The organism is Deinococcus sp. (assembly GCF_025362455.1).
Classification (GTDB): domain Bacteria; phylum Deinococcota; class Deinococci; order Deinococcales; family Deinococcaceae; genus Deinococcus.
Map to the genome: position 1 here is coordinate 1 of NZ_JANYGJ010000075.1, position 23,391 is coordinate 23,391.

Here is a 23,391-nt window from a genome sequence, read left to right on the forward strand (position 1 = left end):
ACATGGCCTGGACGTTATTCAGGAAGCCATCAAGCACTTCGGTGATGGCAGGCTGGAAGTGCTGGCCGCCATCTTCACTGGGTGTCTGCCCTGGAAATCTCACGTCCTGCACGGCCTCAATACGTTTTGACCCCTACAGAGATAAAAATTACAGTACCGATCCGTCGCTGGGTCGGGCCTTCAAGTAGTGGCCTGCTGAGTAACCTGCCCGACCTCATCAGTAAAGGAGTCGTTAGCTCAACCTTTAAATTGAGACTTCCAACATACGATGTTGATCAAAACACACGTCCTGTGTTTGATTGTGATGGAGATGGAATTGATGATCAGCTCAACGAAGAACAGGATGACGTGTACTGGAATGGCGAGAAAATCGGGTCATTCCAAGGCTCTAATAACTCCTGGACTCAGTTCATCAAAGAATTGCCGATATCAAAACTGAAATTTCCCAATGTACCCGGCGAGACGGCCATAAATACATTAGAGATCAAAGTCGATGAAAAAAATAGGACTGTTGTTCTCTCCAGCGGTGCAGTTGGCTGTGAAGTCTGGCTCACGGAGGTGGATTGGGCTCAAGTGACCTATAAAGCAATGAGTCCTGTCGCTTTTGTTCATGGTATTAACAACGCTGGTGTCAAGTTTGGTGGTTCTGGCGGTAACAGCGGCTTCGTCAAGGATTTTAAAGCAGCAAATATACCTGTGCTTCTTGACGAGAACGGTGTCTCTGTGACGATGAATGAGCGTGCGATTCGACCAGACCAGATCGATTCCTGGGACAGTATTCATGATGATTCGGATCAGTTAGCCGGTTTCTTACTCGCACAAGCACAACGATATGGGGTCGAATCAGTGCATCTCGTCACTCACTCGAAAGGCGGCTTGGATTCGAGAGGCTTATTACGATTTCATGGTCTTCGGGGCAACAGTGCCATTTCTGTTACGGGTGGCGTAAAAGTCGATGTGCTACCCACCGTAGGAACGATGAGTGGCCAGGCCATTCAGCAGTATTTGTCCATCGAAAGCCTGACTACGATCAATACGCCACATGCTGGATCGCCAGCGGCGACAGCGTATATCAATATTGTCCGCAACAAAGCGGCGGGTATTAAAGGAGTCGTTGGGTCAGTTGACAACTATCTCCTCGGTACAATCAATCTCGGAAATCCAGCCGACCCCACCGAAAAATACAATTTCGACCATCCACCTGGTTACATGAATGATCTCGCCATCGCACGTGCCTGGCGCAATAACTACGACCCAAATAATCAATACCACCGTAATATTAAGGCGGTCGGCTTCACCGACACCGATTACGGTGCTTCGTCACTGACTCCGATCTTCTACTCGTATCCTGGCCGTTTGGTAAGCGGTCCATTCATCGGCTCGAATGTCACTTTGTTTGACAGAAAAACTCAAACGTCCATCTCGATCACCGCGAATGGAAAAGCGTACCTGGCCAACGATGGTGTCGTCCCTGTTTGGAGTAGCGGTTTTGACCCGAATGCCTTGATCACGCCTGCCAATGTCGTCCCTGCTGGGCCGCGACTGGTCGGCTCCAGAGAGATTGTCGTTCCGAATGCCGATCACTCCTCTGTCGCCGAACTGCCAGCCACAAGTAGCGCCCTGATACAATCAGGTACAGGTGGATTCCTGAATTGGAGGCTGCACTGATGTCCCGGCTCACGCTTCTTCCGCGTTGGATTCGCGTCTCTCTCATGAGCACCTGCGTCGTTGGGGTGGCCTACGCCGCGATCACGCAGTTGACGCCACCGTATTCGCCTCCGAAAGGCAGCGTCGCCGTTACAACACCTCAGGGAGCGCTCCAACGCTTCGCGTTGACATCTGCGGCGCCCAGTCAGGATCTCACCTTTTTCTACAATGGTGGCACCGGCTTCGTTTTCGATTTTATTCGGCAGGACACAGGGAGCGCGACGCTGACCTTCATCGATCCAACAGGCAAAGCCGTCAGTCCCCGCAGCGTGGCAGATGTGCAGGAGTTTACGGTTGGCACGGACGCTGGTGCCAACGCTGGCATTCCGACCATTGCCTCGGCACCAGGAATACATCTGGCTGGCACACTCCAGACAACAGCGCAGGGGAAATGGACTGCGCGGATTACCAGCGCGGCGCCGCCTGCGTCGGGTGGTCTTTCGATCACGGCGACGGGAACCGGAGCTTATCAAGCGAGCAGTTCCGCTGGATCGCCTGATCGAGACGATGAGGTCGTCGTGCAGGGTCAGACTGCCGTCGTCCTCGCCCAACTGTCCAAACAAGGTCAACCCGCAGGCGTCACGGGCGTGCAAGCCCAGGCCACCATCAGCTCGTCGGTTCTGAGTGCGCCAGTCATGCTCGCGCTGCGCGATGACGGCGTGGCACCGGATCTGCATGCCGCTGACGGCATCTATGTGGGAACTCTCCCAACAGCCACTCCTGGAACATTTGTCGTCGATACAGTTTTCAACGCTGCGGACGGGGCCATCCTGGCACAGACAAACACCTCATACGTCGTGCAGGGCAATGTAGGGAAGCTGATCGGGGTCACAGACGCCGGTCCAACTGACACCGACGGCGACGGTTTGGCGAACTTCTTCACGTTACCTGTAGGAATCGAGGCAGCCCAAACCGGTCACTACGACGCTGTGGTGAATTTACTCGGCAGCAACGGCAAGGAATTTGTCGCCAGCGGCACGGCGCAAGTGATCGCTGGTGTCGGCAGTATTCCCGTGCAAGTGGTCATGCAAGACCTCAAGGCGACCATAGGTGTGGAAGGTCCATATACCATTCGCCTCGCCTCGGCTTCCTTCATCCCAGACGACCGCACCGTTCCGCTGTCGCTGGGCACGCTCGAAAATTTGGGGCAGACCCAGGCATACAGCTTTAATAGTTTTCAACGCCCACCGCTTATCGTCATTGGCCTTCAACGGGATTCAGGTATCGATAACAATGCGGATGGGTTCTTTGACGCTCTGACCGCTGAGTTCAAAGTCAACTCACTGAACGCTGGTACTTATTCTTGGAGCGCCAACATCAAGGACAATCAAGGAAATATTATTGACACCGCACAATCTTCTGGTGTCCTGAACGCGGGGGATAATATCATCCCTTTCACCTTCAATGGTGAGGTCATCGGGTTGACTGGTCTCAATGGCCCATATACGATTGACGGCCTGACCATCTATCCCACGAACGGTGGTCAAGGACTGCTTTCCGATATCACAGCTCAAACCCAATCTTACCGGTCCAGTCAGTTCAATGGAGGGGTCATTCGTGGCCGGTACAGTGGTCCCCTGACAGGAAACCTTATGGCGAAGATCGGAACGGTGCCGCTTCTGAAAATCCCCTTAAACAAAGCGAATCTGACGCTTGATCTAGTCGAACAGAATGGTGTGCTGACTGGGACGGCTACCGTTGGCAGTGATCTCGTGACGATTGTAGGTAACACGACGTATCCCATCACCGGTACACGCTCTGGTTCAACTATTCTGTTCAATCTACCATATGGAAAAGCCGGAAGCTTCACGCTCCAAGGTTACCTTGCACTCGGTCGCAATATTGAGTTGCCTGGAGCAACGAAGACTATCACTACTGGTTCTACAACTGTCTCCCTGACCTTCAACACTCAGATTCTCAAGCCAATTCCTTAGGATTCACTGCTAAGTAGCTGGCGGGTGAGGACTGAGATATCCCAGACCGCAGGGGTGCCCACGGAACCGCTCACTACTTACCCCAGCCTGCTCGCGCCAGCTACTTAGGGTGCGCCTTGATGATCAAGGCGCACTTTTTGCATCAAGAAGAAATAGCGCAGGTTGTGCATCTGCTCGATCTAGAACTGCTCGGGGAATCTCAAGGTCCGCCGATCCTAGGGTGTGAAGCTGGCGCGACCCCAGCCACTCAACACAGTACATGCGCGGCCTACGCCAGCATATCGCCAGCCTTACCCCGGCTTGACACCAGATTCCTCGCTTGCACTCCCCCTACCTCATCTCCTAAGATGATGTCAGGTGACACTATGACTATGACGCTGCTGGACGATGCCCCCCGCCAACGTACCGTGCTCCTCGAAATCGCCCGGCTGGATAAGGCCGGACAGGTGGTGACCACTGAGCGGTTGTCCAGCGCCCTGAACATGCCCCGGCAGAACGTCAGACGTTGTCTGCTCGCCTTACAGGACAAGCACCTGATCCGCTACGAGGCGGGGGAACGGCAATCGGCCCATATTCAATTGAGTGGATTGGGGCGAGGGGCGACCGGGCAAGGCGCCGCCGTGCTGCGCCTGCCGATCCTGGGCGACGTGGCGGCGGGCCAGCCCACCGTGGCCGAGCAGTTTATCGAGGGTTACGCCACGCGCCTTCAGGACGTATTAGATGTTCACGACGGCGATTTCCTGCTGCGGGTGCGCGGGGACAGCATGATCGGGGTCGGCATCTACCCCGGCGACCTGGTGGTGATCCGCCCGATGCAGGAAGAACCACACTCCGGGGAAATTGTGCTGGTCTTGCTGCCCGATGAGGAACGGGCGACGCTCAAACGCTGGCACCGCCTGAACGGCACCGTTTCGCTGGGCAGCGAGAATCCGCAGTACCCGCCGATGATCTTGAAAGCAGTGGACGTGCAGATTCAGGGCTGCTTGGTCGGCCACATCGGGATCGGGCGGGCGCGGCGCACGCCAGACTACGCGCCGCGGGGCCGCTGATGCACGCCAGGGCGATTCCCGAGGATCTGTCCCGAATTCCCAGGGAACGGCTGCGGCTGGACCATCCAGTGCGTATTCCGGTCGTATGCGGCCAGTGATTCCAGCCGAATGCGGCGGCCGATGACGGCCCCGCAGCGCTGGTGCTCGTAGAAGCGCTTGGCGTAGGGCAACACCCAGCGGCTACCCGCCCGCGGATGCAGTCGGTCAAACAGCAGCCCCGCGAAGCGGGGCAGCATCAGATCGCGCAGATCAGCCTCGCTCACACCCGTGGCCCGCGTCAGCGACGAAAACATCTCATCTCGGAGATGCCGGTCCGGGTCGTTTTTCCAGAAGTTGTGATCGCCGGTCAGGTAATGGCTCAGATAGGTCAGGCGCAAGACGTTGGCGTGGGCGAGCCGCACGAGCCAACTGCTCAGGCTCTCCCCGGCTTCTGGCCGGGGACGGCGCGGCAGCCTAGCGCCCGTCATTCTCTTCCTCGGACTCAGTCTCAGATTGATCTTCCGGTGACGCTCGTGCGGCGGGGCGTTCGAGGTTGTCGAGCAGCACCTGGTAATCAACCGTGTAGTCCAGACCGTGTTCCGCCGCACTGGCACTCTGATCTCGCTGGTCCGAGGGAATCCACTTCAGGTTCATCAGCAGCGTGCGAGTAATGCGCTCCGAGCCGCCAGTGATGGCCTGCTCCGCTGCCTGGGTCAGCAGCCGGTGCAACTCCCCGATGACGTGCTGCGACATCACCAGCAGCAATTCTGCCAGCTCAGGTGCGACCAGATTCGAGGCTCGCTTGAGCGGCAGCGTGGCCTCGAACGAGGCCAGCAGTTGCAGGTAGTCATCGTCGTACTGCCAGCGCGGCAACACGAAGGGCAGACAGCGGTTCTGAATCTGCCCATCCTCGCGCACCACCACCAGCGCGTCGAAGGTGCCGGTCAGAATCACCGGGCGCTTCAGGGCATTGCTCAGCGATTTGATGGCGTTGAACATCTGATGCCGCTGGGTTTGGTTCCCGGCCAGCATGTTGTTGACTTCATCGAACACCAGGACCCGCATCCCGAGGTCACGCAGCAGGTGACGGATCTGGAACAGCTTGGCGTCCCTGGGGGAGCGGATGCGGAAAACTGCGCCCAGTTCATTCAGGATGTGGTTGTACAGGCGGTCCTCATCGGGCGTGCTGGGCGCGTCGAGGAGCACCACCGGCATCAACACGCGGTCGGCTGCCGGATCATCGATCACCGGATGGAGCTGTAAAAACCGCTCGGCGATGGTCGTCTTGCCGTTGTTGGTCTCGGCCACAAGCAGCAGACTCGGCGGGCGCCGGACGTTCGGATAGTCGATCAGTCGCTCCATCAGGCGCAACGCTTCCTGGGCCTTGGGATACCCGAACCAGCGGTCCTCACGGATGGCCTGGATGCGCTCGGCGTCGCTGGCCCCCAGCAGCCCCCGCGTCCGGTTGGTCAGTACCCGTTCCTCTTTTTGTGGTGTCACCTGACATTACCTCACGCTCCAGTGTAGCGGACCAAGGCGCTCAGGGTAAGAACCGCGTCGCCTCAGAAGTCGATGTCGTCGAACGGCTTGATGTTGCCCCGGACGGGCGGTGATCCGAGTGAGGTCGGGCGCTTTTCCGGGACCGGGCGCTTGGCCTGCTGTTGGCCTTGTTCGTTGCGCCGCCGCTTGTCCTCCGCCAACCGGACCTGCTTGGTAGTGCGCCCCTCGGCCTGCACCACGGCGTTCATCATCCGGTGGGCCGCCAGGATCGTGCGGTCGTCGCTCGCCTTCAGGTGGCGAGCACGGGCAAAACGCATGGTGGCGCGCAGTTCCCAGACGCTGATCGAGGGAAAGTTCGGCTGGCGGCAGCGCACCGCGAAGTAGCGGTCCAGATCGGGGTCGAGGAAATAGACCACGCTCACGTCCCTGGGGTCGTAGCGGAAGATAAACGTCCGCGAGGTGCCGGGGCGCTCCGGGTGCTTGGCGAGGACATAGCGGTGCAGCACCTCGCTCATGTAGGTCAGGTTGTCGTGCCGGACCCCGGCCCGCTGCACGGTGGCCTCGAAAAACGGCAGGAAGTCCATTTTCAGGCGCTCAGCCCGGTCCCCCATGAGCTGTTCGGGCAACCCGGTGGGCGGGTGCTCGTCGGTGCCGGTCAGCAGGCCCTCCTCCCAACGCTGGAGCGGCGTGACCCCCAGGCCCCGGTGAACGCGGTTGTGATAGACGCCGAGGAGATACGCGGCCACCCAGACTTCCAGACCCTCCAGCGTCATGGTCGCCTTGCCTTCGGCGTCATAATCGCCCCGCAGCATGGAGTTGCTGAAGGTCTTGCCCGGCAATGACAGTTCCTGTTTATGAACGGTGCCGATGATGCGTTCGATGTGCCCGCCGAACTTGGGGTTGTGGACCGGGCGAAACTCTTTGCTGATGTGGTACTGCGTGCAGGCCAGTTCCAGCATCTTGCCCCAGAACTCCTTGCCGTTGTCGGTCTTGAGCATCACCGGCTTGCCCCAGCAGGGCCAGCTCAGGGGGGGGTGAGACTCGCCCGGTGCGCTCACGTCACCAGACCCTTCGAGGATCTGCTGCACGGTATCCCGGTGCCGGGCCAGCCAGAGGGTCTTGGGGAGGATGGCATGGGTCACGGCCATCCCCACCGCGAACGCGCTGGGGGCGTCCAGGGAGATGTAGAAGCCCAGCACGACGCGGCTAAAAACGTCCATCACCAGCGTCAGCGTCGGGCGACCAATCGCGGTTCGGTGAACCGCATCGACGACCATCACGTCCATCGGTGTGTGGTCCACTTGGACCACCGCCAGCGGATACGTCGCGCCGGGATAATGACCCAGGACCGGGCTCAGGGGGTCACTGCCCCGGCGCCCGTAGCGGCGCCCAACCCGGTGGCGCTCCTCGACACGGTAGATGCGCCGCCGGAAACTCTGAAAGTCAGGCGTCCCCAGTTCGCGTTCGCCCGTGGCCCGGCTGCGGTTGGCGGCGTCCAGTTCGACCAGGAAGGCGGTGTAGGCCGCCGTCATCAGGGGCCGGTCGTCTTGCAGGTAAACCCGTTCGATCACGCTTTCCATCAGGCGTTCGACTTCGGGAGCCAGCCGCCCGCGCCCCTGGTCATGCCGGGGTTTGCGGATTAGACCGCTCAGGTCCCCGGCGCGCTCGAACTGCCTGATCCAGCGGTAGAGGGTCGCGGCGTGGCAACCGACCTCGGCAGCGCGGGCCTGGACCGCTGCTTCGGAACGGCCTGGACCGAGGTGCAGCAGCGGTGAGACCGCCTGGAGACGAAACACCGCCTCACGCTGGGCGGTGAGGGTCCGCTCGGCGTCCACCACACGGCGCGGCGATGCGGACTCCGGGGCCTGGAGATCGGCCAGGGGGACGAGCGTGTGGATCGGTGCGGTGAATACGTCGCCGTTGCGGTCCCGGAGTTGGACTTCGTGCAGGTTGGGCGTGCGAATGACCCGTCCTTCCCGGCCCTGATACACCACCCACTGATCGTTCTTGAAGGTCAATGGCTCGCTCACGAGGGCGCCTTGGAGATCAGGCGACTGTTCATGCCCAGGGGCTGCTCCAGCTCGGCACCTATCCGGTGACGGGCGATCAGGTGCCACAACACGGGCAGCGCGGCGCCGCGCTGCTCCACTGAGAGGCCCGCCAGGAGTGAGGCGGGCGTGGCCTCACGGCCCGGCTGTGCCCGCAAGCGGGCCAGCAGATCAACCTGAGTACCCTCGGAAAAGACCCGCTGAGGATCGAGGAAGGCCCGCAGGAAGGCGACGTTCTTGAGCCGCGCGGTGCGGATGTCGTGCTCGGTGATGGCGGCGAAGGTCCAGCCCTGCTCGGCGGCATAAGACGCCGCCGCCTGGAATTTGAGACGAAACTCCGCCGCCCTGGCCTGGAGTTCCGCCTGGTACTTGACTTCATACAGACTTGGCGCTCTCCCATCCCGGTAGGTCACCAGGGCGTCGGGAACGTAGTGGGTGGCCCTGCCGCTCTCGGCCCGGTAAGCGATGCGGACGGGCTGGGGCATGAAGGTCTCCACCGCCTCGTCGAACTCCAGCAGCATGAAGAAGTCGCGCTCCAGTGTGGATTCGAACTCGGCCCGGCCCCCGGCCTTGTTCGCGCTCAGGCGACCCCGATTGCCCCGCCTGCCCCCACGGATCTTACGCACGCCTACTCCGGTCATCACGCCCCCTTACTCGCAAGTAGTGTACCCTGTTGTCTATCTATTCGCAATTATTGTACCCTACCGCTCGCAAGCAGTGTACCCTGAATTGGGCGAAACCAGGGCGTTGGCTCGCAATTACCGAGTATGGTGACAATCAAGCCCAGAGTTTCAGCGCCCTAGCCGTGCTGCACAACGCGGTGGTGACCTGGAACATGACTGAGATCGAAGGGGTCGTGGCACGGCTGCGGGCTGACGGACACGAGCTTCCAGACGAGGTGTTGAGCCTCACTACGCCACTGCTGCGCAAGCACATCAATCCTTTCGGACGGTATCACTTCGACCTGGGTCGCCTTGGGGGCTGACCAGGACAGCGTTCAAGCCCTTAACGGGGGTTTTCGGGCGATTGAGGCTACAACGCGTGAAGCGGAGCAAGCGCCCAGCGGGTGGTGTCAGGCTGCTCACCCGCCTGACACCACCGCTAGAGGCCCCCATCAGGACCCGAGGACCGCCGATCAGACATCACCAATTCACCGTCCCCACCGATCCAGCTCGCGCGCATGGGCAGGATATCCCCCAGATTGAACAGGTACGGCCTGACCACGAAGTCCACGCCGTCCCAGCCGACGATCACCAAGGGCGAGCGGGTCCCGATCAGCTTCAGGGTCACCGCCTGCTCGATCAGCGCCACCGAGGCGTCAGTGTCCGGCAACAGGCCACCGGGCGCACACACCCAGTGGCCGACCCAGTCCAGCGCCGGATCGGTCAGCCGCAGCGCTTCGGAGCCGCCCAGGGTATACGCCGGGTCAAGGGCAAGGGGGTTGCCGAGCACTGCCATAGGGGGTATGCCGGTCAGGGCGTAGGCGACGTCTACCACCTCCCGGTGGTACCCGTAGAGCGGGCCGCTGCGGTGGGTGCCAGTTACCTCCAGGTGAGCCAGCAGGGAATCCAAAGCCGAGCGGCTGAGCCGCAGGTCGAGGGGAAATTGCTCGTCGAGATCGCTGTCCTCGACTTCACCGGTCAAGCCCAGAAACCGGCGCTGCGCCCAGCTCAACTTCAGCTTCATGACCGCGCACGCTGCTTCAGGCCCAGAGATCCTGTCCCCAGCGGCTTACTGCACACGCTTGAACTGCTTGTCCAGCTTGCTGAAAATGTCCTGGGCGGTCGCCGCGTAGGCGCTGCTGTAGGTGGCCGTCAGGGTGGTCTGGCCCGCGCTGCTGATGGCGCCAAACGACATTTCATACGGCTGACTGGCCATCGAGGTCTCGAAGCTGGTGTAATCCGGCGCCGTGGCGTTGGAGCGCAGGACCACCAAATTGCGCTCGATCTCCTCGGCCCGCCAGGGCTGGCGGCCCGTGGCCGTCGGCGCGCTCGGTGCGATGCCGACCACGGCGGCCAGCACCGGGTTGTCACCGCTGGCGCTGGTGGCCGCCGTGGCGTAGACCAGCACGGTGGTGACGCGGGTCGGCCCAGGGGTGGTCACGGGCGTGGCAATAGGGGGGCGGGCGATGGTGCTGAGCGTCGGAAGCGGTGCGCAGGCGCCCAGCAGGAACAAGGCGGGCAGGGTAAACAGGACTGGTTTCATGTTGGCCTCCAGCGTTCAGGGCAGGTCGTAGTTTTCGGGCTTGGTGGGGATGGTGGCGACGATGGTCAGCGCTTTGCCGTAATCCCCCGGTTGCATGGCGCGGTCGAGGAGCAGATCGGGGCGCTGGGTCAGGGCGGCCACGAAGTCACCGTCCGGCACATCGGTGAGTTTGAAGGTGATCCGCACGACACGGGCTTCGGTGCCTTTGACGATGTACGCCTCGGCGGCGCCCGCCGTGATCGGCTGGGCGTCGGGCACCACCTCGGTCTTGGTGACGAGCAGCTTGCCGAAGCAGAAAAAGCGGATGTCACCCTTGCCAGTCCAGTTGGCCAGGTAGGGGGCCTTGGGCGTGATGGTGACCTTGTCGTACCCACCTGACTGGGCCGCATGGACGGTGGAAGCGAAGTCGTGGCGCTCGACGAGCGAGACCAGCGCGGCTGTGCGGGACAAAGAGCTGTCGATCAGCGTGTTGCCCAGAATCAGGCCCTGCAAGCAGGGCCGGGTGTAGATCTGGTTGGAGGTGTTGGACAGGGTCTCGCCGCCCTCATCGAGAAACCGCTGGGCCGAGGGCGTCAGGTCCAGACTGCCGGTGCCGCCCCGGCAGCCGCTGAGCAGCAGGCCCAACAGGCACGAGACAAAGAAGACGCGCTTCACTGGCCCACCCTGTGACTTGCTTAAAGGCGGTATGGACCGAAATGGCTTCATCTCGGCTCCAGGCGCAGCCGGTCGATGGCGGCGACGTAGCGCTGATATAACTCGACAATCTCCGGTACGCTGCTCCGGACTCCCACGGTGGTGTCGCGGGGCCGAAACTCCAGCCGAAAGATCACTTCGCGCTCGCTCAGCCAGAGGGGCTGATACAACGCCCGCAGAAACAGGCTGTCGGACTTGTATCCGTCGAAGGTCCAGTACGCACCCGGTGCTGTGGGCCGCAGCAAAATAGCCGCCTGCTCAGCCAGCACCAGGAATTCGAGCTTACGGACTTCGTACCGCCGGGTAAGTACGTCGCTGGACGGCGCCGGAAGCGAGCGGAGCGTGTGTAGGGCGCTGAACATACGGTCGCGTTGCTTGGTCAAGTCAAGCCTCCTGGGTAGTCCATATAGTCATCAAACGTATAATAGCTGTACTCGGATTGCTTCTGCCAACAGATTGAGGGGATGCCGCAGGAAAAACGTTTGCCCAGCCCCTCGCGCAAGCTCTTCGCCCAGCGTCTGAGAGCCGAACGACTCGCCCGCCACCTGACTCAGGAAAAGCTGGGCGAATTGGCCGACCTCACTTGGAGCTACATTGGCCAGGTCGAGCGTGGGGGCCGCAACATCAGCGTCGACAACATGGACGCCCTCGCGCAGGCACTGGGGCTGCCGCTGGCGAGTTTGTTGTTGCCCAAAGCGGCAGAGGACTAGAATAGGCACACTGATTTTTGGTCAGCTCGTCCGGTGAGACGAGCCGTGGAGATCCTCTCCACGGTGAGTGCCCCGTCGATCTCATGCTGATCATGTCGTTTATTTTATACCGTTTTAAACAGCTACGTTCTTTTACACGTCGCAATAAGCAAGATCAGCCCTGACCCTGGAGAAATGCCCCGCAAACCCCGCAAGCAAAGGGACGACGATCCGGAGACCGTAGCCTTCCTATTCGCCCTCGGACAGAAGATTCAGCAGCTCCGTACCGAGGATTACAGCCAGGAGGATTTCGCCGCCGCTGTCGATGTCTACCGCAGCCACATGAGCCTGATCGAACGCGGCAAGACTGATGTTCGGCTCTCGACGCTACTTCGCATCGCCAGAGCACTCGAGCTGTCGGCCAGCGAGCTGCTGGATCTGGTTGACCAGCCTCTAACAGAGAAGCGCGGTGGCGCGTCATAGCCTCTAATGCCGGCCACAGCACGAGGTGACTCTGGCACCCGATCCAACGCTAAGTACGACCAGGCTACCGTTTTGGGCTTTTGCGTCTTGGGCAAAGCGGCACTTACCTTGCCTGCCCGCAAAGGGCGCTCCACCCCTCCACTCCCGCCTGCGGGTAGGCCCCTGCTGGGGGTCCGTTCTGCCCAAGAAGGCCGTACTCTCTCCAATACTCGCTCTTCGTCGTGAACGGACACCCATGAGGGTGCCACTCCTCCACCTGGGCACGCCACTCCTCCTTCGTCGTGAACGGACGCGTCTGGGCACGCCAATCCTCCCGCCCGATTGATCCAAAGATAAACGTTAGTGTACGTAGTACACCGTCAATCGATCAGATGAGAACTGCATGATGAGAAGCTCTACGACTGGAATTATCCAGCACGGCAATCTACCTCTCATCATCGAAATTCTGACCCACTCCAATCGGTTGATCGTGTATTAAATAATTCATCGGCACCCCGTCTCACCACTTCCCGACGCTGTTCTTCAGGCTCTCGTCGCTCCACTTAGCGTAAATGCGGGTCGTTTCCAGCGTGCTGTGCCCCAGGTGCCGGGCCACCGCTTCCAGATCGTTGCTAGCCTTATACAGCCGCGTCCCCGAATAATGCCGCAGGGCGTGCACCGCCCGGTAGGGGACCCCGGTCTTGAGGCACAGCAGCCGCAGCCGTTTGCGTACCGCCGCGTCGGTCAACGGAAACAGGCGCTGATCGGGAATCTTTGGGCCGAGCTGCCGCAACGCCTGTGCCAGCGTGCCGCTCATCACCGCGCTGCGGGCCTTACCGCCCTTACCGGAGCGCACCCGCACAGCATGGCTCCCGAAGTCCAGATCTGACCAGATCAGACTCAGCATCTCGCTGACCCGCAGACCCGCGTGGGCACCGAGGAGCAACATTGCTCGCGTATCGGGCCTGGCGTGGCCGAGCAGGGTCTGAAGCTCGTCCTCGCTGTACGGCTGGCGTTTGTCCCAGGGCGCAGTCTTGTCGCGGGCGGGCCGGGCATCACCGAAGGGATCGGCGGTCGTCGCTTCTGCCCAGCGCAGCGCTTTATAAAGTAGCCGCGCCGCCGCCAGTTCCAGCCGCACGGTCGCCGGACTCTTGCCCGCCGCCTCCCGCCATCTCAGGAAGGTCGGGCCGGTGTCGCGCGCCGGGCGCATCAGGTTGAGTGCACTGGTGTCAGCGTAGTTCAGGAAGATCTTCAGGCCCTTGCGGTAGGCCTTGAGCGTATTGGAACTGGCCCTGGCCCCGGACGCGCCGTAAGTCGTGAAGTACGCCTCGGCCAGACCCCACAGCGATTCCAGGTCCCGGTCGCGGCAGGCGGTCACGGCCCGGCGACGAAGCTCCTCGCTGCTGAGATCCGTCCACTGCCGCGCCCGGTCCAGCGGCTGACCAGTAAACGAGACCAGCTCGAATCCTGAATTTACCCCCTCCCCTGTTTCGCTCATTCTGGTTACGATAACACGGCTTATCCAAACTATGGCGAGGCTGGGTTCTGCTGTGGATCAGCATTGCTGGAGACGACGCAATGCCCACCGTCGCGAATCTTGCCAGGTCTGCTACCAACCCAAGGCTTCTTCTGCTCGCCAGTCGGGCTCTCCGCCAGGCTGGATCGGCCCGCAGGACCCGCTCGCTCGGATTCACCACCTTTCCAGCGGTAAGTCGAGAACTGGGGCTGCTGAGTCAGGATATTGTCGCCCTGCTCGTGGGTCATTTAGCGATGTCTGGGAGCTGGCGGTGCCTGAACCGTTTCGGCTGCCAGTCGATCATACGGGGGCCGACGATTACCAAGAACGCCAGCATCCTTTCCGGCTCGGACGGCGACGGGTGTGTGATGGTCTGTGCTCTTCAAACTTCGCGTCAGCGGCGCGACTCCGCCAGGGTAATTCACTGCCAGCTCAGCTTCACCGGGTCCCAGACGCCGCTGCTTTCCCATGGCAATCGCTGCGCCACCGCTCCTGGAAAGGCCCGAATCACGCTGAGAATATCGGCCAGCTCCGGCAATCTCGCCCAGGTGTTGCGCCGCCGGTAAGCTGCCCAGGCCTGCAACAGCCCTAGCTCCTGTGCAAACGCTGGATCCAGCACCAGGGCCAGGTTGGCAGTCGGTGTGCGGCGCACGGCGAAACTCGCCCGCATCGCCTGGGCCAGATCGGCGGCGCGCATCCCCGCTGCCCCCTGAGTACCCGGCGCTCGGGCGATCTGCCACAGATCGTGCAAGTCTTTCATCCGACTATTGGCCACGGTCAATTCGAGCATCACCGCGAATTTCTCGGTCACCACCTGTTCGAGCGGGTAGATCCGCACCAGCACCGGTTCAGGAATGACCAGGCGCGGAAAGTGGGCCTGCACCAGTCCTGGGTAAATGACGTTGCCGAACGAGACGTCGAGGTCCAGCGGCTGCCGGGCGCGGCCCAGCACCGCGACCAAGCTGACCTGCACCACCGGGTGCGCCGCTGATTCCGGCGCGCTGGAGCGCGCCCGAATATCTTCAGGCGCAAATACCAAGCTATCCCCAAAGGGAGCGGCACAGATCTCGTGAATCCAGGCCAACACCTCGTCGAGCGGTGGGGGTGGCCCCAAGGCCGCCAGGTCGAGATCACGCGTGGGGCGGCCCAGTTGGCGGAAACGGGTGAACAGACTGGCACCACCCTTGATCACGAAACGCTCGGCATGCACACTGGCGTCCAGGCGGCCCAGAAAGCCTTGCTGGGCGTAGGCCATCTGGACCGGCATCACCTGTAATTGTTCGGCGGACAGCCCCAGTTCACGTCCGGCGTTGCGCAGGCGAGCGGCGACCGAAGCCGCCTGGTCCCGGCTGATGGGCTCAGCCATAAAGCACACTCAGGTCGCGCCGGACCGTCGCTTCGACCCGGCAGACCTGGGCAGCGGCCAGCAGCGGGGCCGCCGCACCCCGACTGCCGTCCTCATCCCCGTGCTCCAGGTAAGCTTTCAGTACACTCAGGTAAGGGGCAAATCCCAGCGTATTTCGCCGCCGACACAGATCGGCCACCGTTTTGGCGGGTGTAAAAACTCGGACTGGAACGCCGTGACGGGTATCGGTCATCTGCCCGAACTCAAAAACCAACGTCGTCATCCAGTGAAAGCGGGCCCCCAGTGCCACCGGCAAGTGGCCGGTGCGCTCCCGGTGCAGGGCCAAATCAACCTCTAAAGGCTCCTCGGTACTCAGTCCCAGCCAACTCGCGGCGCTACTCAGACAGAGTACGGCTCTAGGAAAGCGGCGCTGGAGTTCCAGTACCCGATCGGTGTGGCTCAGGGCCGCGCCGCCGTGTTCGGTAACGGCGTAGACCCCGCGCTGTACCCGCTGGAGTTCGCCGCGCTCCACCAGCCGGGCAAGTTCCTGACCGTGAAAGCCTGCTTGTACAAAATCAGCCGCCCTGACCAGCCGCTGGGAATCTCGGGGCGTGGCGCGAAGAAAGCGCTCCAGCCGGAGAGACAGTTCAGAGGTGTGATTTTCCGTTTCCATAAAGTAGATGCATGCTAGCAGAAAATCACACCATCGGGCAAATGGGCTCCGGGTTTCGAGAGATCGGCCTATACGCAAGTCCTGAACTCTTCGAAGGCTGCCCCAGTGCCGTTTGGTCTCTGAACACAGCGTCCCTGAACACCAATCCATAGATGCCTGAAAGCACTGAGGTCAAGGTCGGAGACGTCGGGGATCAGGCTGATCGGTGCCGTTCAGGGGCGTGAAGTTCTCCGTGAACGGTGACCAGACCCAGTCGTTTTGGGAATCGACCCAACAGGCGACGCCGCGTTCGTGCCGGGCGCTGAGCTCAGAAGCGCTTGCAACTCCTCGAGGAGAACGCCGATACGTGCCTGCTGCTCAGGCGGCAGACGTTCGATACGCGACCAGTCGTTCAGAGACTTCGCCACGAACCGGGCACGGGTCGGGGCCGGACTGATCGCAGGCTGAGACCGGGCGGCAGATCGCAATTCCTCCAGACTCGCCCCCTTCGATGCCAGCTTCAGCAGTCTCCCCCGTTCCTTGACGTCGCCGATCCGAGCGATCACCGCAGCCTTGGTGTATTCGAGCTGGCCTGACCGGACCGGATCCAGGACATCCTGCGGATACCGCAAGACGGGCAGGAGGTGGACCAGAAACGACCGCCACGATCCGCCCACGATGCTGAAGACGCCCTCGACGAGCGCAATCAGCGGCGCGTGCTCTTCGCGTTCAGGATGTTTGCGCAGGGCGCTCAGTTGTGCCGGTACCCGTTCAGGCGCAACGCCCAGGGCACGGGCGATCAGGTGGGCGGTCGCGTCGGCCCGGTCCACCGGGTTGAGATCCTCGCGCTGGAGATTCTCGACCAGCGCCAGGGTGCGAGCCTCCTCGTCCGTCAGATCCCGGACCAGCACCGACACCTCGCTCAGACCTGCCAGTTTCGCGGCGCGGTAGCGGCGCTCACCGGCCACGATCTCGAAAACGTCACCAACGGGCCGGACCAGTAGAGGTTGCAGCAGGCCCTGCTCGCGGATGCTCTGCGCCAGATCGGCGAGCGTCACGTCGTCGAAATGTCGCCGGGGTTGTGCGAGCAGCGGTCTGAGCTGATCGAGCGTCACCGTCTGCGCGACTCTCGGCGCATTGACCAGATGCTCCAGGCCACCTCCCCCGACGAGCTCGTCGAGCTGACCGCCAACGCTGGGCCGGGGCCGCCTAGCCACGCTGAACCCCGACCGGCAGACCGACCGCCTGCGCGACTTCTTGCGCCAGCTTCTGAATATGCTGGTGGGCCTCACTACCAGGAGCGAACACTCCTACCGGTTGCTGCGCGGACGTCGAATCGTTCCACGTCGCGGCGCGGTAAGGAATCGGGCTGGCCAGCGGTGTCAGACGTTCACGCATGGCGCCGAGCGCCTCCTTGTCATGCAGTTGACGACGGTCGAACAGCGTCGGCACGAAGAGGGAGACATTCAGCCGTGGGTTGAGTTTGCGGTATGAGCGCAGAGCCTGACTGACCCCCTCAATGCCGTTGATCCCCTTTTCGCGGGTGGGCACAGGCACGATCAGGTGATCGGCAGCGATCGCCCCCAGTACGCTGAGCTGCCCCAGTGACGGCGGCGAGTCGATCAACACGGCGTCGTAGTGCTCGCGGAGAGCCTGAAGATGGTTGCGCAGATGCATCTGTGCTCCCGTGACGCCCAGCACCCGCGCTTCGGCGAGCGCCAGGCCGATGTTGCTGGGAATCAGGTCGATACCGAACACCGGGTAGGGCTCGGGCAGCGGCTGGTCATCCACGGCGGTGTCGTGAACCGTGCGGTCCTGGGGCACCCCGCGTACGCCCAGCCAGGATGAGAGATTGGCCTGAGGGTCTAGGTCAATCAGCAGGGTACGCAGCCCCCAGGTTCCAAAGGTGTAGCCGACATCGCGCGTCAGCGAGCTCTTCCCCGCTCCGCCCACGTGATTGAAAAACGTCATGACGACCATGCAGTGACCCCACTGTACCGCACCAAGCTGGAGGTCACAACGTTGTGACCTGGCGGGTACCTGTCCCAGACGTCAGATCGACGCTGTGGCAAAAAAGTGGGGCGACCCGCCAGTCTCCCCCATTCATAACGGCTACTCCCCCTGCTCGGCGATCAGTTGTCGCACGCCCTGGGCCACCTGTTGCCGCTCAGCTTCTGGCCTCGTCAGGACCTGTGAGCGCAGGGTGATGAGCGTCTCAGTCGGCAGTTTCGCCAGATCTTCGACCCGTAGATGCTCGCCGACCAGCAGAAAAGTGAGCACTCGCAGCAAGTCGTCCCGCGACGGCTGCGTCAGTTCAGCGTCGACCTGGGCCACATCGAGCTTGACCTGCTTCTGTACTCGGGTACGTGCGGCCTCGACCACCTTGGGCCGGTGGCTGCCGCTGGGCCAGGCATATTTGCCGTTGCCGTAGCTCCGCACAACATCGAGCACGAAGCCCACATGGTTGGCGGGTAAGTAGCCCTGAGTCAGGATGGCCCGGGCCTGGGCTACGCCGTCCTCGACCTGCTCAGCGTAATCGAGGGCTGCCTTCTTGGCGGCCACCAGCGGCACTTTAAGCGCCAGCAGCAACTCGACCAACCGGACATTCGCTTCGGGCACCGCCTGTCCAAAGGTGTAGGTCAGCGACTGCTTGCGGCCCACACCCGTGATCACGACACCAGTCAGGTACTCGGTGTGGATCAACATTTCATGGATCGGTTCGAGGGTCCGGCGGATCTTATCGGGCTTGTCGCTAGCGATGCCGCAGCGCTGCGCCAGATCCATCAGTGAGATCGTGAGCGTCGCGGCGCGGTCCTGATGCTGCACCGGATCATGCCGGAGCGAATCCAGCACCCGGTAGGCCGCGCGGGCCGGTTGACCGAGTTGGCGCAGTAACGTGGCACTGACCGGCTTGAAGTACCCGTTGCGGATATTGCGGGTGAGCTCGCGTGGCAGGGTTACGGCGATCTGCTTGGCACCGTCCGTATCGCGCCGTGCCCGCGTGAAGATCAGCTTCTCGATCAGCCGGAAGCCGACCGTGACCCAGTCGTCGTCCTCATGGCTGCGCCAGGCGCCGCTGATCCAGTACTGGGTCGAACTGAGGCGCTCCAGGCTGATCCGCAACATCTGACGGTTGGCCCCGGTATCCACCAGACCGCACATCTGGAGCAACCGGTACATAGTGAATCCGAACAGCCCATCGTCCGGGCAACCCTGTTCGATGTAGAGTTCTTGAAGGGCCAGATAGGTATCGTTGTCTATTCCGTGTGGCACGCCGTATTTTTGAATGCCGTTGCATTCGATTTCACTGGGTACGCCGTTGCGGCTGAAGGTGACCTTCCACTGGGCGTAATCCTCGGCGATCTTGCGCTGAATGGAGATCAGCCCCAATTGACCCACATTGAGATCCTCACGCAGCACGATGGCCTGTTCGGCTTCTCCGATCGTGGGCATCTTAGACATACCCCAGTCTAGTCGCTTTGGCCCACCAACACGATACCGTTATGAATGGGGGGAAATGGCGGCCAACCCCCCGTTATGAATGGGGGGAAACGAGAAAATATCCCGTCTGGGTGGGCACATCGTACATCTCTGTTCTGACCCCGTCATGAATGGGGGAAACTGCTGCCCGAGTACCGTCATGAATGGGGGAAATGAGCGAAAACAGACCTCCATATCCCCCTTGCTACCCCGTTATGAATGGGGGAAACTTACCGTCATGAATGGGGGGAAACGGGTCGCCGACCCCGTTATGAATGGGGGGAAAATGTCCAAAAATACCGTCATGAATGGGGGGAAATACCGTCATGAATGGGGGGAAAGTGGGGATCGATGCCGTCTGACACACACGGCAAGTTGCCCCTGATGTTGATTCGTATCAAGTAGTAAAAGATCTACTACTAAAAAGATAAACAACAATCAGGGGGCTGCGATTTCGGTAAATCTCGTTTCGGCCTCGAACGCCCGGACCTTGCCCGTCACCTCCACAGCCTGGGTTCATTAGGACCGGCGGGAGAATGGGGCAGGGGAGAGGCATCAGCATGGCCTCTTCCGGTCGCCCTAACCAATCGGGGTGACTTCACATTCCCACCATGAACAGGAAGCTGAGCCGGGAGCCTGCCATTCACTACCTGAGTTGAGGTCTGAGAAGGCCAGGAACTGGGTTCGAGACAATATTGTGGGTCCCAGTAAGGTTGCAGACTCGCAGGTGTGCTCCTGGCCTTCGTAGAGCCGAGCTTTGCTATGGTGAAGCCTATGTGTTGTACAGGAGCCAAATTCATTTGCTACCGAATGTCACCGCCATATGGGAGGTTCGGCAACAGCGGCACTCGATACGGTTCATCACCACGGGCGTGGGGAAGGCCCACCGAGAGCAGCAGGCCCGCGCCAGCCTGACGGTTCATCCCCACAGGCGTGGGGATGGCTCCACATGTCTCCTAAGTTCGCGTAGCACAGACGGTTCATCCTCACAGGCGTGGGGAAGGCTGTTTGAAAACATTTCGGAGGATCGCCTCTCGACCCCTGGAAAACCCTACAACCTCTGCAGCATCGGATCACATTGTCATTCCTCACGGTACGGCTGCTTTACGTCATTCAATTCGCTCATAGGTCAGTCCCAATTCTCGGTCGAGACGAATTCGGGTTCGGCCCAGCGTCGCCTCTCCGTTGACTAGGACGAGAGGTTTGGCTTCCCGCAGCAGAGGGTGAACATTCCAGCCGTGGTGCTCAGTGCCGCAGGTCAGATGACGATCCTTCATCTGGCCTTCTATGCCATGGATGAGGTCATACCGAGAGACTTGCAAGCTGCGGGCAAATATTGCGCGGGCAGCCTCCCAGTCACCTTTATGAAGGGTCGAAGGCTGGGCAGGCTGCTTGCCGTACTCATCAAGATAGACTGTGCCGTCCAAATGGTGAACCGGCACGATCCGCAGGCTGGGATCGCCCAATCGGGTTCCGTATACCGCCGCGTCATGAGATGGGTCCATATCATCGTTGACCGGTTCACTGTCGGGATCGCTTGCTTGGTCCTGGCGCACTATGTCCAGCGCGTGCTCAGGTGATCCGATATGGGCCAGGGAACCGGTGGTCGCGTGGTTTTGACGGCGGTGCTGAAGCACTTTATCGGCACCTGCCAGGGTCGCTTGCTGCGAGGCTTCCAATCCGCTCAGCGTCGGGAACGCCGGATCGTAGACCATCTGTACCAAGCCGTCGAGATCGTCTGGCAGGGTCATCTGTGCTCGATGTTGAAGGGCATGCCAGGTGCGGTACATCAGCGACGGCGCGTAGATATATTTCCACTGGTATTCGCTCAGGGCCGACTCTGGCCAGTCGGTCAGCCCCGCGACGTACAAAGTTGCCTGCTCATGGGCACCGCGCCGACCCGTATTGGTCGCGTGGCGATGCAGGCGTCCGGCGCGTTGCAGCAGCAGGTCGACCGGGGCCAGGTCCGAGATCATCACGTCGGTATCGAAGTCCAGGCTCTGCTCGGCAACCTGGGTCGCGATCAAGATAAAGCGCTCTGGGCGCACGTCCTCTGTGATTTCTTTGCCTTTTTTCAGGTAGCGGGCAGGCTGTTTACCCAGGTAGCGTAGCGCCCGCTCCTCACGCTCGCCTCGGTCGCCAGCAGGGTAGCGGGCATGGTAGAGATGCACACCGATTCGCTGCGGATGCTTGCTGCCATGGTGCATGCTCTGGAAGCGCTCACCCAGCTCGGCACGCACGGCCTGAAACACGTTCTGGGCACGCTGAACGGTATTGACGATGACGGTTACGGTTCCGCCCGCCTCGGCCAGCGAGATGGCCTGCTGCGCTAGCATCTGCGGCTCAGGGTCAGTCGGTCGCAGGTTCAGCGTCACGCTGCGGCGCGGTCCAGGAATGTGGTGTGAGACGGGCTTCGCCTCGCCAGTCCGGGCCACGGTCAGGCGGGGGTAAGGAGGGGCGGTATCCGGAGTGACGTTCCAGCTATGGAGCAGGTCACGCCTCGTCTGTGCGGGCAGGGTGGCGCTCATGATAATCACGCTCGATTCCAGCGCCCGCAGCCAGCGGCACAGCGCGTGGATCAGCTCGGTGGTGTAGGTGTCGTAGGCATGTACCTCGTCGAGGACCACCACCCGGTTACCCAGGCCCCACAGCCGCACAAACTGATGGCTGACACCCAACACACCCAGCAGCGCCTGATCGACAGTACCTACACCGTATTCGCTGAGCAGTGCCCGCTTGCGGTGGCTGAACCACTCAGCCGCCTGCACGCTCCCCGCCAGTTCAAGAACTGTGTTTGGCTGGATGTCAAGGCGCTGCTCACTGACCGGGCGGGTCTGGGCGGTGGCCTTCAGGTCAGCCTGGTAGTCACGGTGCAGCGCCGCGCCGCCATGGAGCAGTTGCAGATCGAGCGTGACCGGAACCGCCCGGTGCCGGGCCTGAACGCCTAGAAACTCGCGCAGCCTGGTGTACATGGCGTTCCCGGTCGCCTGAGTCGGCAGCGCGAAGTACATGCCACGGTGTCCGGCAGCAGTTTGGAGTTGCAGCGCGCTGTAGAGGGCCGCCTCGGTCTTGCCCTCGCCCATCGGGGCTTCAATGAGAATCAGCGCGGGGCGTGGGTCGGGCACGGCCAGCACTTCGGCCAGCAGCGTCTGCAAAGGCCGCGCCCGGAAGCCGGGCAAGTAGGCGAAGGTTTCGTCCACGCTGCCCAGGTTCAGGGCCAGCGGTTGGCGAACCGTCCAACCGATGTCGTCCAGGGCAGTGTTGGCCTGCTTTAGAGCGGCGTTTACATACGCGGCTGGGTCGCTGAAGGCCAGTGGGTTCGGTTGCGCTTCCAGCTTGAACGAGCTGCCGATCCAGTCGGCGAAGCTGGTCAGTCCGGCCAGCCGCATAAACGCCTCACCGCTCCAGGTCGTGATCGGCGGCGGTGGGGCGTCCTCCAACCCGAAGCCGCGCAGCACCAGCGCCAGCAACTCATGGTGAACGGCGGCCCACTTGGGGCCGGTGCCCCGGTCGGGGGCGCGGGGTGTGGCCTCGCGAAAGCCGTGGTGGCAACCCAACGCCTGCGCGACCCCGCTGGCGACCGCCGGTGACCAGCCCCGCGCGGTCAGCAGTCCGGGCAGCAGCTTCTGGGTAACCAGCCCGTGTGGGGTGTCCTCGCGGTGATCTTGCTCCGGCAGCTCGGCCCAGACCCGCGCGGCCAGGTCTGGAGCCTTGCGCTGAAAGGCTGGGCTGGCCTTACCCAGGTCGTGAAGCGCAGCCAGGGCGCAAGTCCAGCGCAGGGCGGTCAGAACGTCGGTGCCAAAGTCGCCTGCCAGGTACGCACGGGTACGCTCCGGTTCGCGCCCGAGGATCGCGCGTGCGCAGGCCCCCACATCCAGCAGGTGGTGCAGTACCGGCAGCCAACCGCTGCCCGCGCCCGGTTGATGCGCCGACTTCTGACCACTTTTAGCCCACAGCACTTGTACGGCAGCGCTGGGCGGTCTGGGTGGTGAGGCCGTCATATGCCTGAGCCTACGCCCAGTTCAGCGGCGTAGCGGCGCGTCTCACCGTTCGCTGAACCGGACGACAGGTTTGGACGCTTGCGGAGTGCAAGCTGCGCATGTCGCCGGAAACACCGTGCCAAACGGTGAAT

The 23,391-nt window shown here is 61.7% G+C and carries 21 protein-coding genes; 6 read left to right on the forward strand and 15 right to left on the reverse strand.

Annotated features, from left to right (window positions below):
• Window positions 1–126: 126 nt before the first annotated feature.
• From Q0R23_RS05315 to Q0R23_RS05325, 3 genes are all read left to right on the forward strand, one after another.
• Window positions 127–1,668, forward strand: coding sequence for a hypothetical protein (locus tag Q0R23_RS05315; protein ID WP_293911142.1), 1,542 nt, complete (start codon window positions 127–129; stop codon window positions 1,666–1,668).
• Entirely contained in the window at window positions 1,668–3,641 is a 1,974-nt protein-coding gene (locus tag Q0R23_RS05320; protein WP_293911144.1) for a choice-of-anchor X domain-containing protein, read from the forward strand. The genes Q0R23_RS05315 and Q0R23_RS05320 overlap by 1 nt, the downstream gene beginning before the upstream one ends.
• Before the next feature lie 365 nt (window positions 3,642–4,006).
• Window positions 4,007–4,690 carry a S24 family peptidase gene (locus tag Q0R23_RS05325; protein ID WP_293911146.1) on the forward strand — a complete coding sequence of 228 codons (684 nt, stop codon included), beginning with the start codon at window positions 4,007–4,009 and terminating at the stop codon, window positions 4,688–4,690.
• Here the strand turns inward: Q0R23_RS05325 and Q0R23_RS05330 are convergent.
• From Q0R23_RS05330 to Q0R23_RS05345, 4 genes are all read right to left on the reverse strand, one after another.
• The gene (locus tag Q0R23_RS05330) at window positions 4,669–5,157 is read right to left on the reverse strand and encodes a TniQ family protein (RefSeq protein ID WP_293911148.1); all 489 of its coding nucleotides are present in this window, start codon (window positions 5,155–5,157) and stop codon (window positions 4,669–4,671) included. The two genes, Q0R23_RS05325 and Q0R23_RS05330, sit on opposite strands and share 22 nt — an antisense overlap.
• Window positions 5,144–6,169 (reverse strand): TniB family NTP-binding protein, encoded by a 1,026-nt coding sequence (locus Q0R23_RS05335; RefSeq protein ID WP_293911151.1) that lies wholly within the window; start codon window positions 6,167–6,169, stop codon window positions 5,144–5,146. The genes Q0R23_RS05330 and Q0R23_RS05335 overlap by 14 nt, the downstream gene beginning before the upstream one ends.
• A 62-nt stretch (window positions 6,170–6,231) precedes the next feature.
• A complete protein-coding gene (locus Q0R23_RS05340; RefSeq protein ID WP_293911154.1) occupies window positions 6,232–8,199 on the reverse strand; it encodes a Mu transposase C-terminal domain-containing protein in 1,968 nt (655 codons plus the stop codon).
• Window positions 8,196–8,843: a TnsA endonuclease N-terminal domain-containing protein gene (locus tag Q0R23_RS05345; RefSeq protein ID WP_293911157.1), complete on the reverse strand. Its 648-nt coding sequence runs from the start codon at window positions 8,841–8,843 to the stop codon at window positions 8,196–8,198. The genes Q0R23_RS05340 and Q0R23_RS05345 overlap by 4 nt, the downstream gene beginning before the upstream one ends.
• A 68-nt stretch (window positions 8,844–8,911) precedes the next feature.
• Between Q0R23_RS05345 and Q0R23_RS05350 the strand changes: the two genes are divergently transcribed.
• The gene (locus Q0R23_RS05350; RefSeq protein ID WP_293911210.1) at window positions 8,912–9,202 is read left to right on the forward strand and encodes a Tn3 family transposase; all 291 of its coding nucleotides are present in this window, start codon (window positions 8,912–8,914) and stop codon (window positions 9,200–9,202) included.
• Window positions 9,203–9,318: 116 nt separating this feature from the next.
• Here the strand turns inward: Q0R23_RS05350 and Q0R23_RS05355 are convergent, their stop codons facing one another.
• The 4 genes from Q0R23_RS05355 to Q0R23_RS05370 are packed head-to-tail and all read right to left on the reverse strand — an operon-like array spanning window position 9,319 to window position 11,498.
• Window positions 9,319–9,903 (reverse strand): hypothetical protein, encoded by a 585-nt coding sequence (locus tag Q0R23_RS05355; protein WP_293911160.1) that lies wholly within the window; start codon window positions 9,901–9,903, stop codon window positions 9,319–9,321.
• Between the two features lie 45 nt (window positions 9,904–9,948).
• On the reverse strand, window positions 9,949–10,422 hold the full coding sequence (locus Q0R23_RS05360) for a hypothetical protein (protein ID WP_293911162.1): 474 nt from the start codon (window positions 10,420–10,422) through the stop codon (window positions 9,949–9,951).
• A 15-nt stretch (window positions 10,423–10,437) separates the two neighbouring features.
• Window positions 10,438–11,076 carry a hypothetical protein gene (locus Q0R23_RS05365; protein ID WP_293911164.1) on the reverse strand — a complete coding sequence of 213 codons (639 nt, stop codon included), beginning with the start codon at window positions 11,074–11,076 and terminating at the stop codon, window positions 10,438–10,440.
• A gap of 47 nt (window positions 11,077–11,123) precedes the next feature.
• Entirely contained in the window at window positions 11,124–11,498 is a 375-nt protein-coding gene (locus Q0R23_RS05370) for a hypothetical protein (protein WP_293911166.1), read from the reverse strand.
• 99 nt (window positions 11,499–11,597) lie between these two features.
• On the opposite strand from Q0R23_RS05370, the gene Q0R23_RS05375 reads away from it, so the two are divergent.
• Together Q0R23_RS05375 and Q0R23_RS05380 are read left to right on the forward strand one after the other, a co-directional pair.
• The gene (locus Q0R23_RS05375) at window positions 11,598–11,825 is read left to right on the forward strand and encodes a helix-turn-helix transcriptional regulator (RefSeq protein WP_293911168.1); all 228 of its coding nucleotides are present in this window, start codon (window positions 11,598–11,600) and stop codon (window positions 11,823–11,825) included.
• A gap of 174 nt (window positions 11,826–11,999) precedes the next feature.
• On the forward strand, window positions 12,000–12,287 hold the full coding sequence (locus tag Q0R23_RS05380; protein WP_293911170.1) for a helix-turn-helix transcriptional regulator: 288 nt from the start codon (window positions 12,000–12,002) through the stop codon (window positions 12,285–12,287).
• A 499-nt stretch (window positions 12,288–12,786) separates the two neighbouring features.
• Here the strand turns inward: Q0R23_RS05380 and Q0R23_RS05385 are convergent, their stop codons facing one another.
• The 7 genes from Q0R23_RS05385 to cas3 form a co-directional block, all read right to left on the reverse strand.
• Window positions 12,787–13,764 (reverse strand): tyrosine-type recombinase/integrase, encoded by a 978-nt coding sequence (locus Q0R23_RS05385; protein WP_293911172.1) that lies wholly within the window; start codon window positions 13,762–13,764, stop codon window positions 12,787–12,789.
• Window positions 13,765–14,203: 439 nt separating this feature from the next.
• Window positions 14,204–15,148 (reverse strand): nucleotidyl transferase AbiEii/AbiGii toxin family protein, encoded by a 945-nt coding sequence (locus Q0R23_RS05390; RefSeq protein WP_293911174.1) that lies wholly within the window; start codon window positions 15,146–15,148, stop codon window positions 14,204–14,206.
• Window positions 15,141–15,800: a type IV toxin-antitoxin system AbiEi family antitoxin domain-containing protein gene (locus tag Q0R23_RS05395; protein ID WP_293911176.1), complete on the reverse strand. Its 660-nt coding sequence runs from the start codon at window positions 15,798–15,800 to the stop codon at window positions 15,141–15,143. The genes Q0R23_RS05390 and Q0R23_RS05395 overlap by 8 nt, the downstream gene beginning before the upstream one ends.
• 212 nt (window positions 15,801–16,012) lie before the next feature.
• Window positions 16,013–16,996, reverse strand: a complete 984-nt coding sequence (locus Q0R23_RS05400; RefSeq protein WP_293911178.1) for a ParB/RepB/Spo0J family partition protein — start codon at window positions 16,994–16,996, stop codon at window positions 16,013–16,015.
• The gene (locus Q0R23_RS05405; protein WP_293911180.1) at window positions 16,989–17,759 is read right to left on the reverse strand and encodes a ParA family protein; all 771 of its coding nucleotides are present in this window, start codon (window positions 17,757–17,759) and stop codon (window positions 16,989–16,991) included. The genes Q0R23_RS05400 and Q0R23_RS05405 overlap by 8 nt, the downstream gene beginning before the upstream one ends.
• 132 nt (window positions 17,760–17,891) lie before the next feature.
• Window positions 17,892–19,232, reverse strand: coding sequence for a replication initiator protein A (locus Q0R23_RS05410; protein WP_293911182.1), 1,341 nt, complete (start codon window positions 19,230–19,232; stop codon window positions 17,892–17,894).
• A 1,136-nt stretch (window positions 19,233–20,368) separates the two neighbouring features.
• Window positions 20,369–23,260 carry a CRISPR-associated helicase Cas3' gene (gene cas3 / locus Q0R23_RS05415; protein WP_293911184.1) on the reverse strand — a complete coding sequence of 964 codons (2,892 nt, stop codon included), beginning with the start codon at window positions 23,258–23,260 and terminating at the stop codon, window positions 20,369–20,371.
• Window positions 23,261–23,391 lie beyond the last annotated feature (131 nt).

Bases quoted from the DNA above. Each gene is read 5' to 3' on its own strand.
- Q0R23_RS05320 (WP_293911144.1), top strand. From the start codon at position 1,668: ATGTCCCGGCTCACGCTTCTTCCGCGTTGGATTCGCGTCTCTCTCATG.
- Q0R23_RS05325 (WP_293911146.1), top strand. From the start codon at position 4,007: ATGACTATGACGCTGCTGGACGATGCCCCCCGCCAACGTACCGTGCTC.
- Q0R23_RS05330 (WP_293911148.1), bottom strand. From the start codon at position 5,157: ATGACGGGCGCTAGGCTGCCGCGCCGTCCCCGGCCAGAAGCCGGGGAG.
- Q0R23_RS05355 (WP_293911160.1), bottom strand. From the start codon at position 9,903: ATGAAGCTGAAGTTGAGCTGGGCGCAGCGCCGGTTTCTGGGCTTGACC.
- Q0R23_RS05360 (WP_293911162.1), bottom strand. From the start codon at position 10,422: ATGAAACCAGTCCTGTTTACCCTGCCCGCCTTGTTCCTGCTGGGCGCC.
- Q0R23_RS05380 (WP_293911170.1), top strand. From the start codon at position 12,000: ATGCCCCGCAAACCCCGCAAGCAAAGGGACGACGATCCGGAGACCGTA.
- Q0R23_RS05385 (WP_293911172.1), bottom strand. From the start codon at position 13,764: ATGAGCGAAACAGGGGAGGGGGTAAATTCAGGATTCGAGCTGGTCTCG.
- Q0R23_RS05390 (WP_293911174.1), bottom strand. From the start codon at position 15,148: ATGGCTGAGCCCATCAGCCGGGACCAGGCGGCTTCGGTCGCCGCTCGC.
- Q0R23_RS05395 (WP_293911176.1), bottom strand. From the start codon at position 15,800: ATGGAAACGGAAAATCACACCTCTGAACTGTCTCTCCGGCTGGAGCGC.
- Q0R23_RS05405 (WP_293911180.1), bottom strand. From the start codon at position 17,759: ATGGTCGTCATGACGTTTTTCAATCACGTGGGCGGAGCGGGGAAGAGC.
- Q0R23_RS05410 (WP_293911182.1), bottom strand. From the start codon at position 19,232: ATGCCCACGATCGGAGAAGCCGAACAGGCCATCGTGCTGCGTGAGGAT.
- cas3 (WP_293911184.1), bottom strand. From the start codon at position 23,260: ATGACGGCCTCACCACCCAGACCGCCCAGCGCTGCCGTACAAGTGCTG.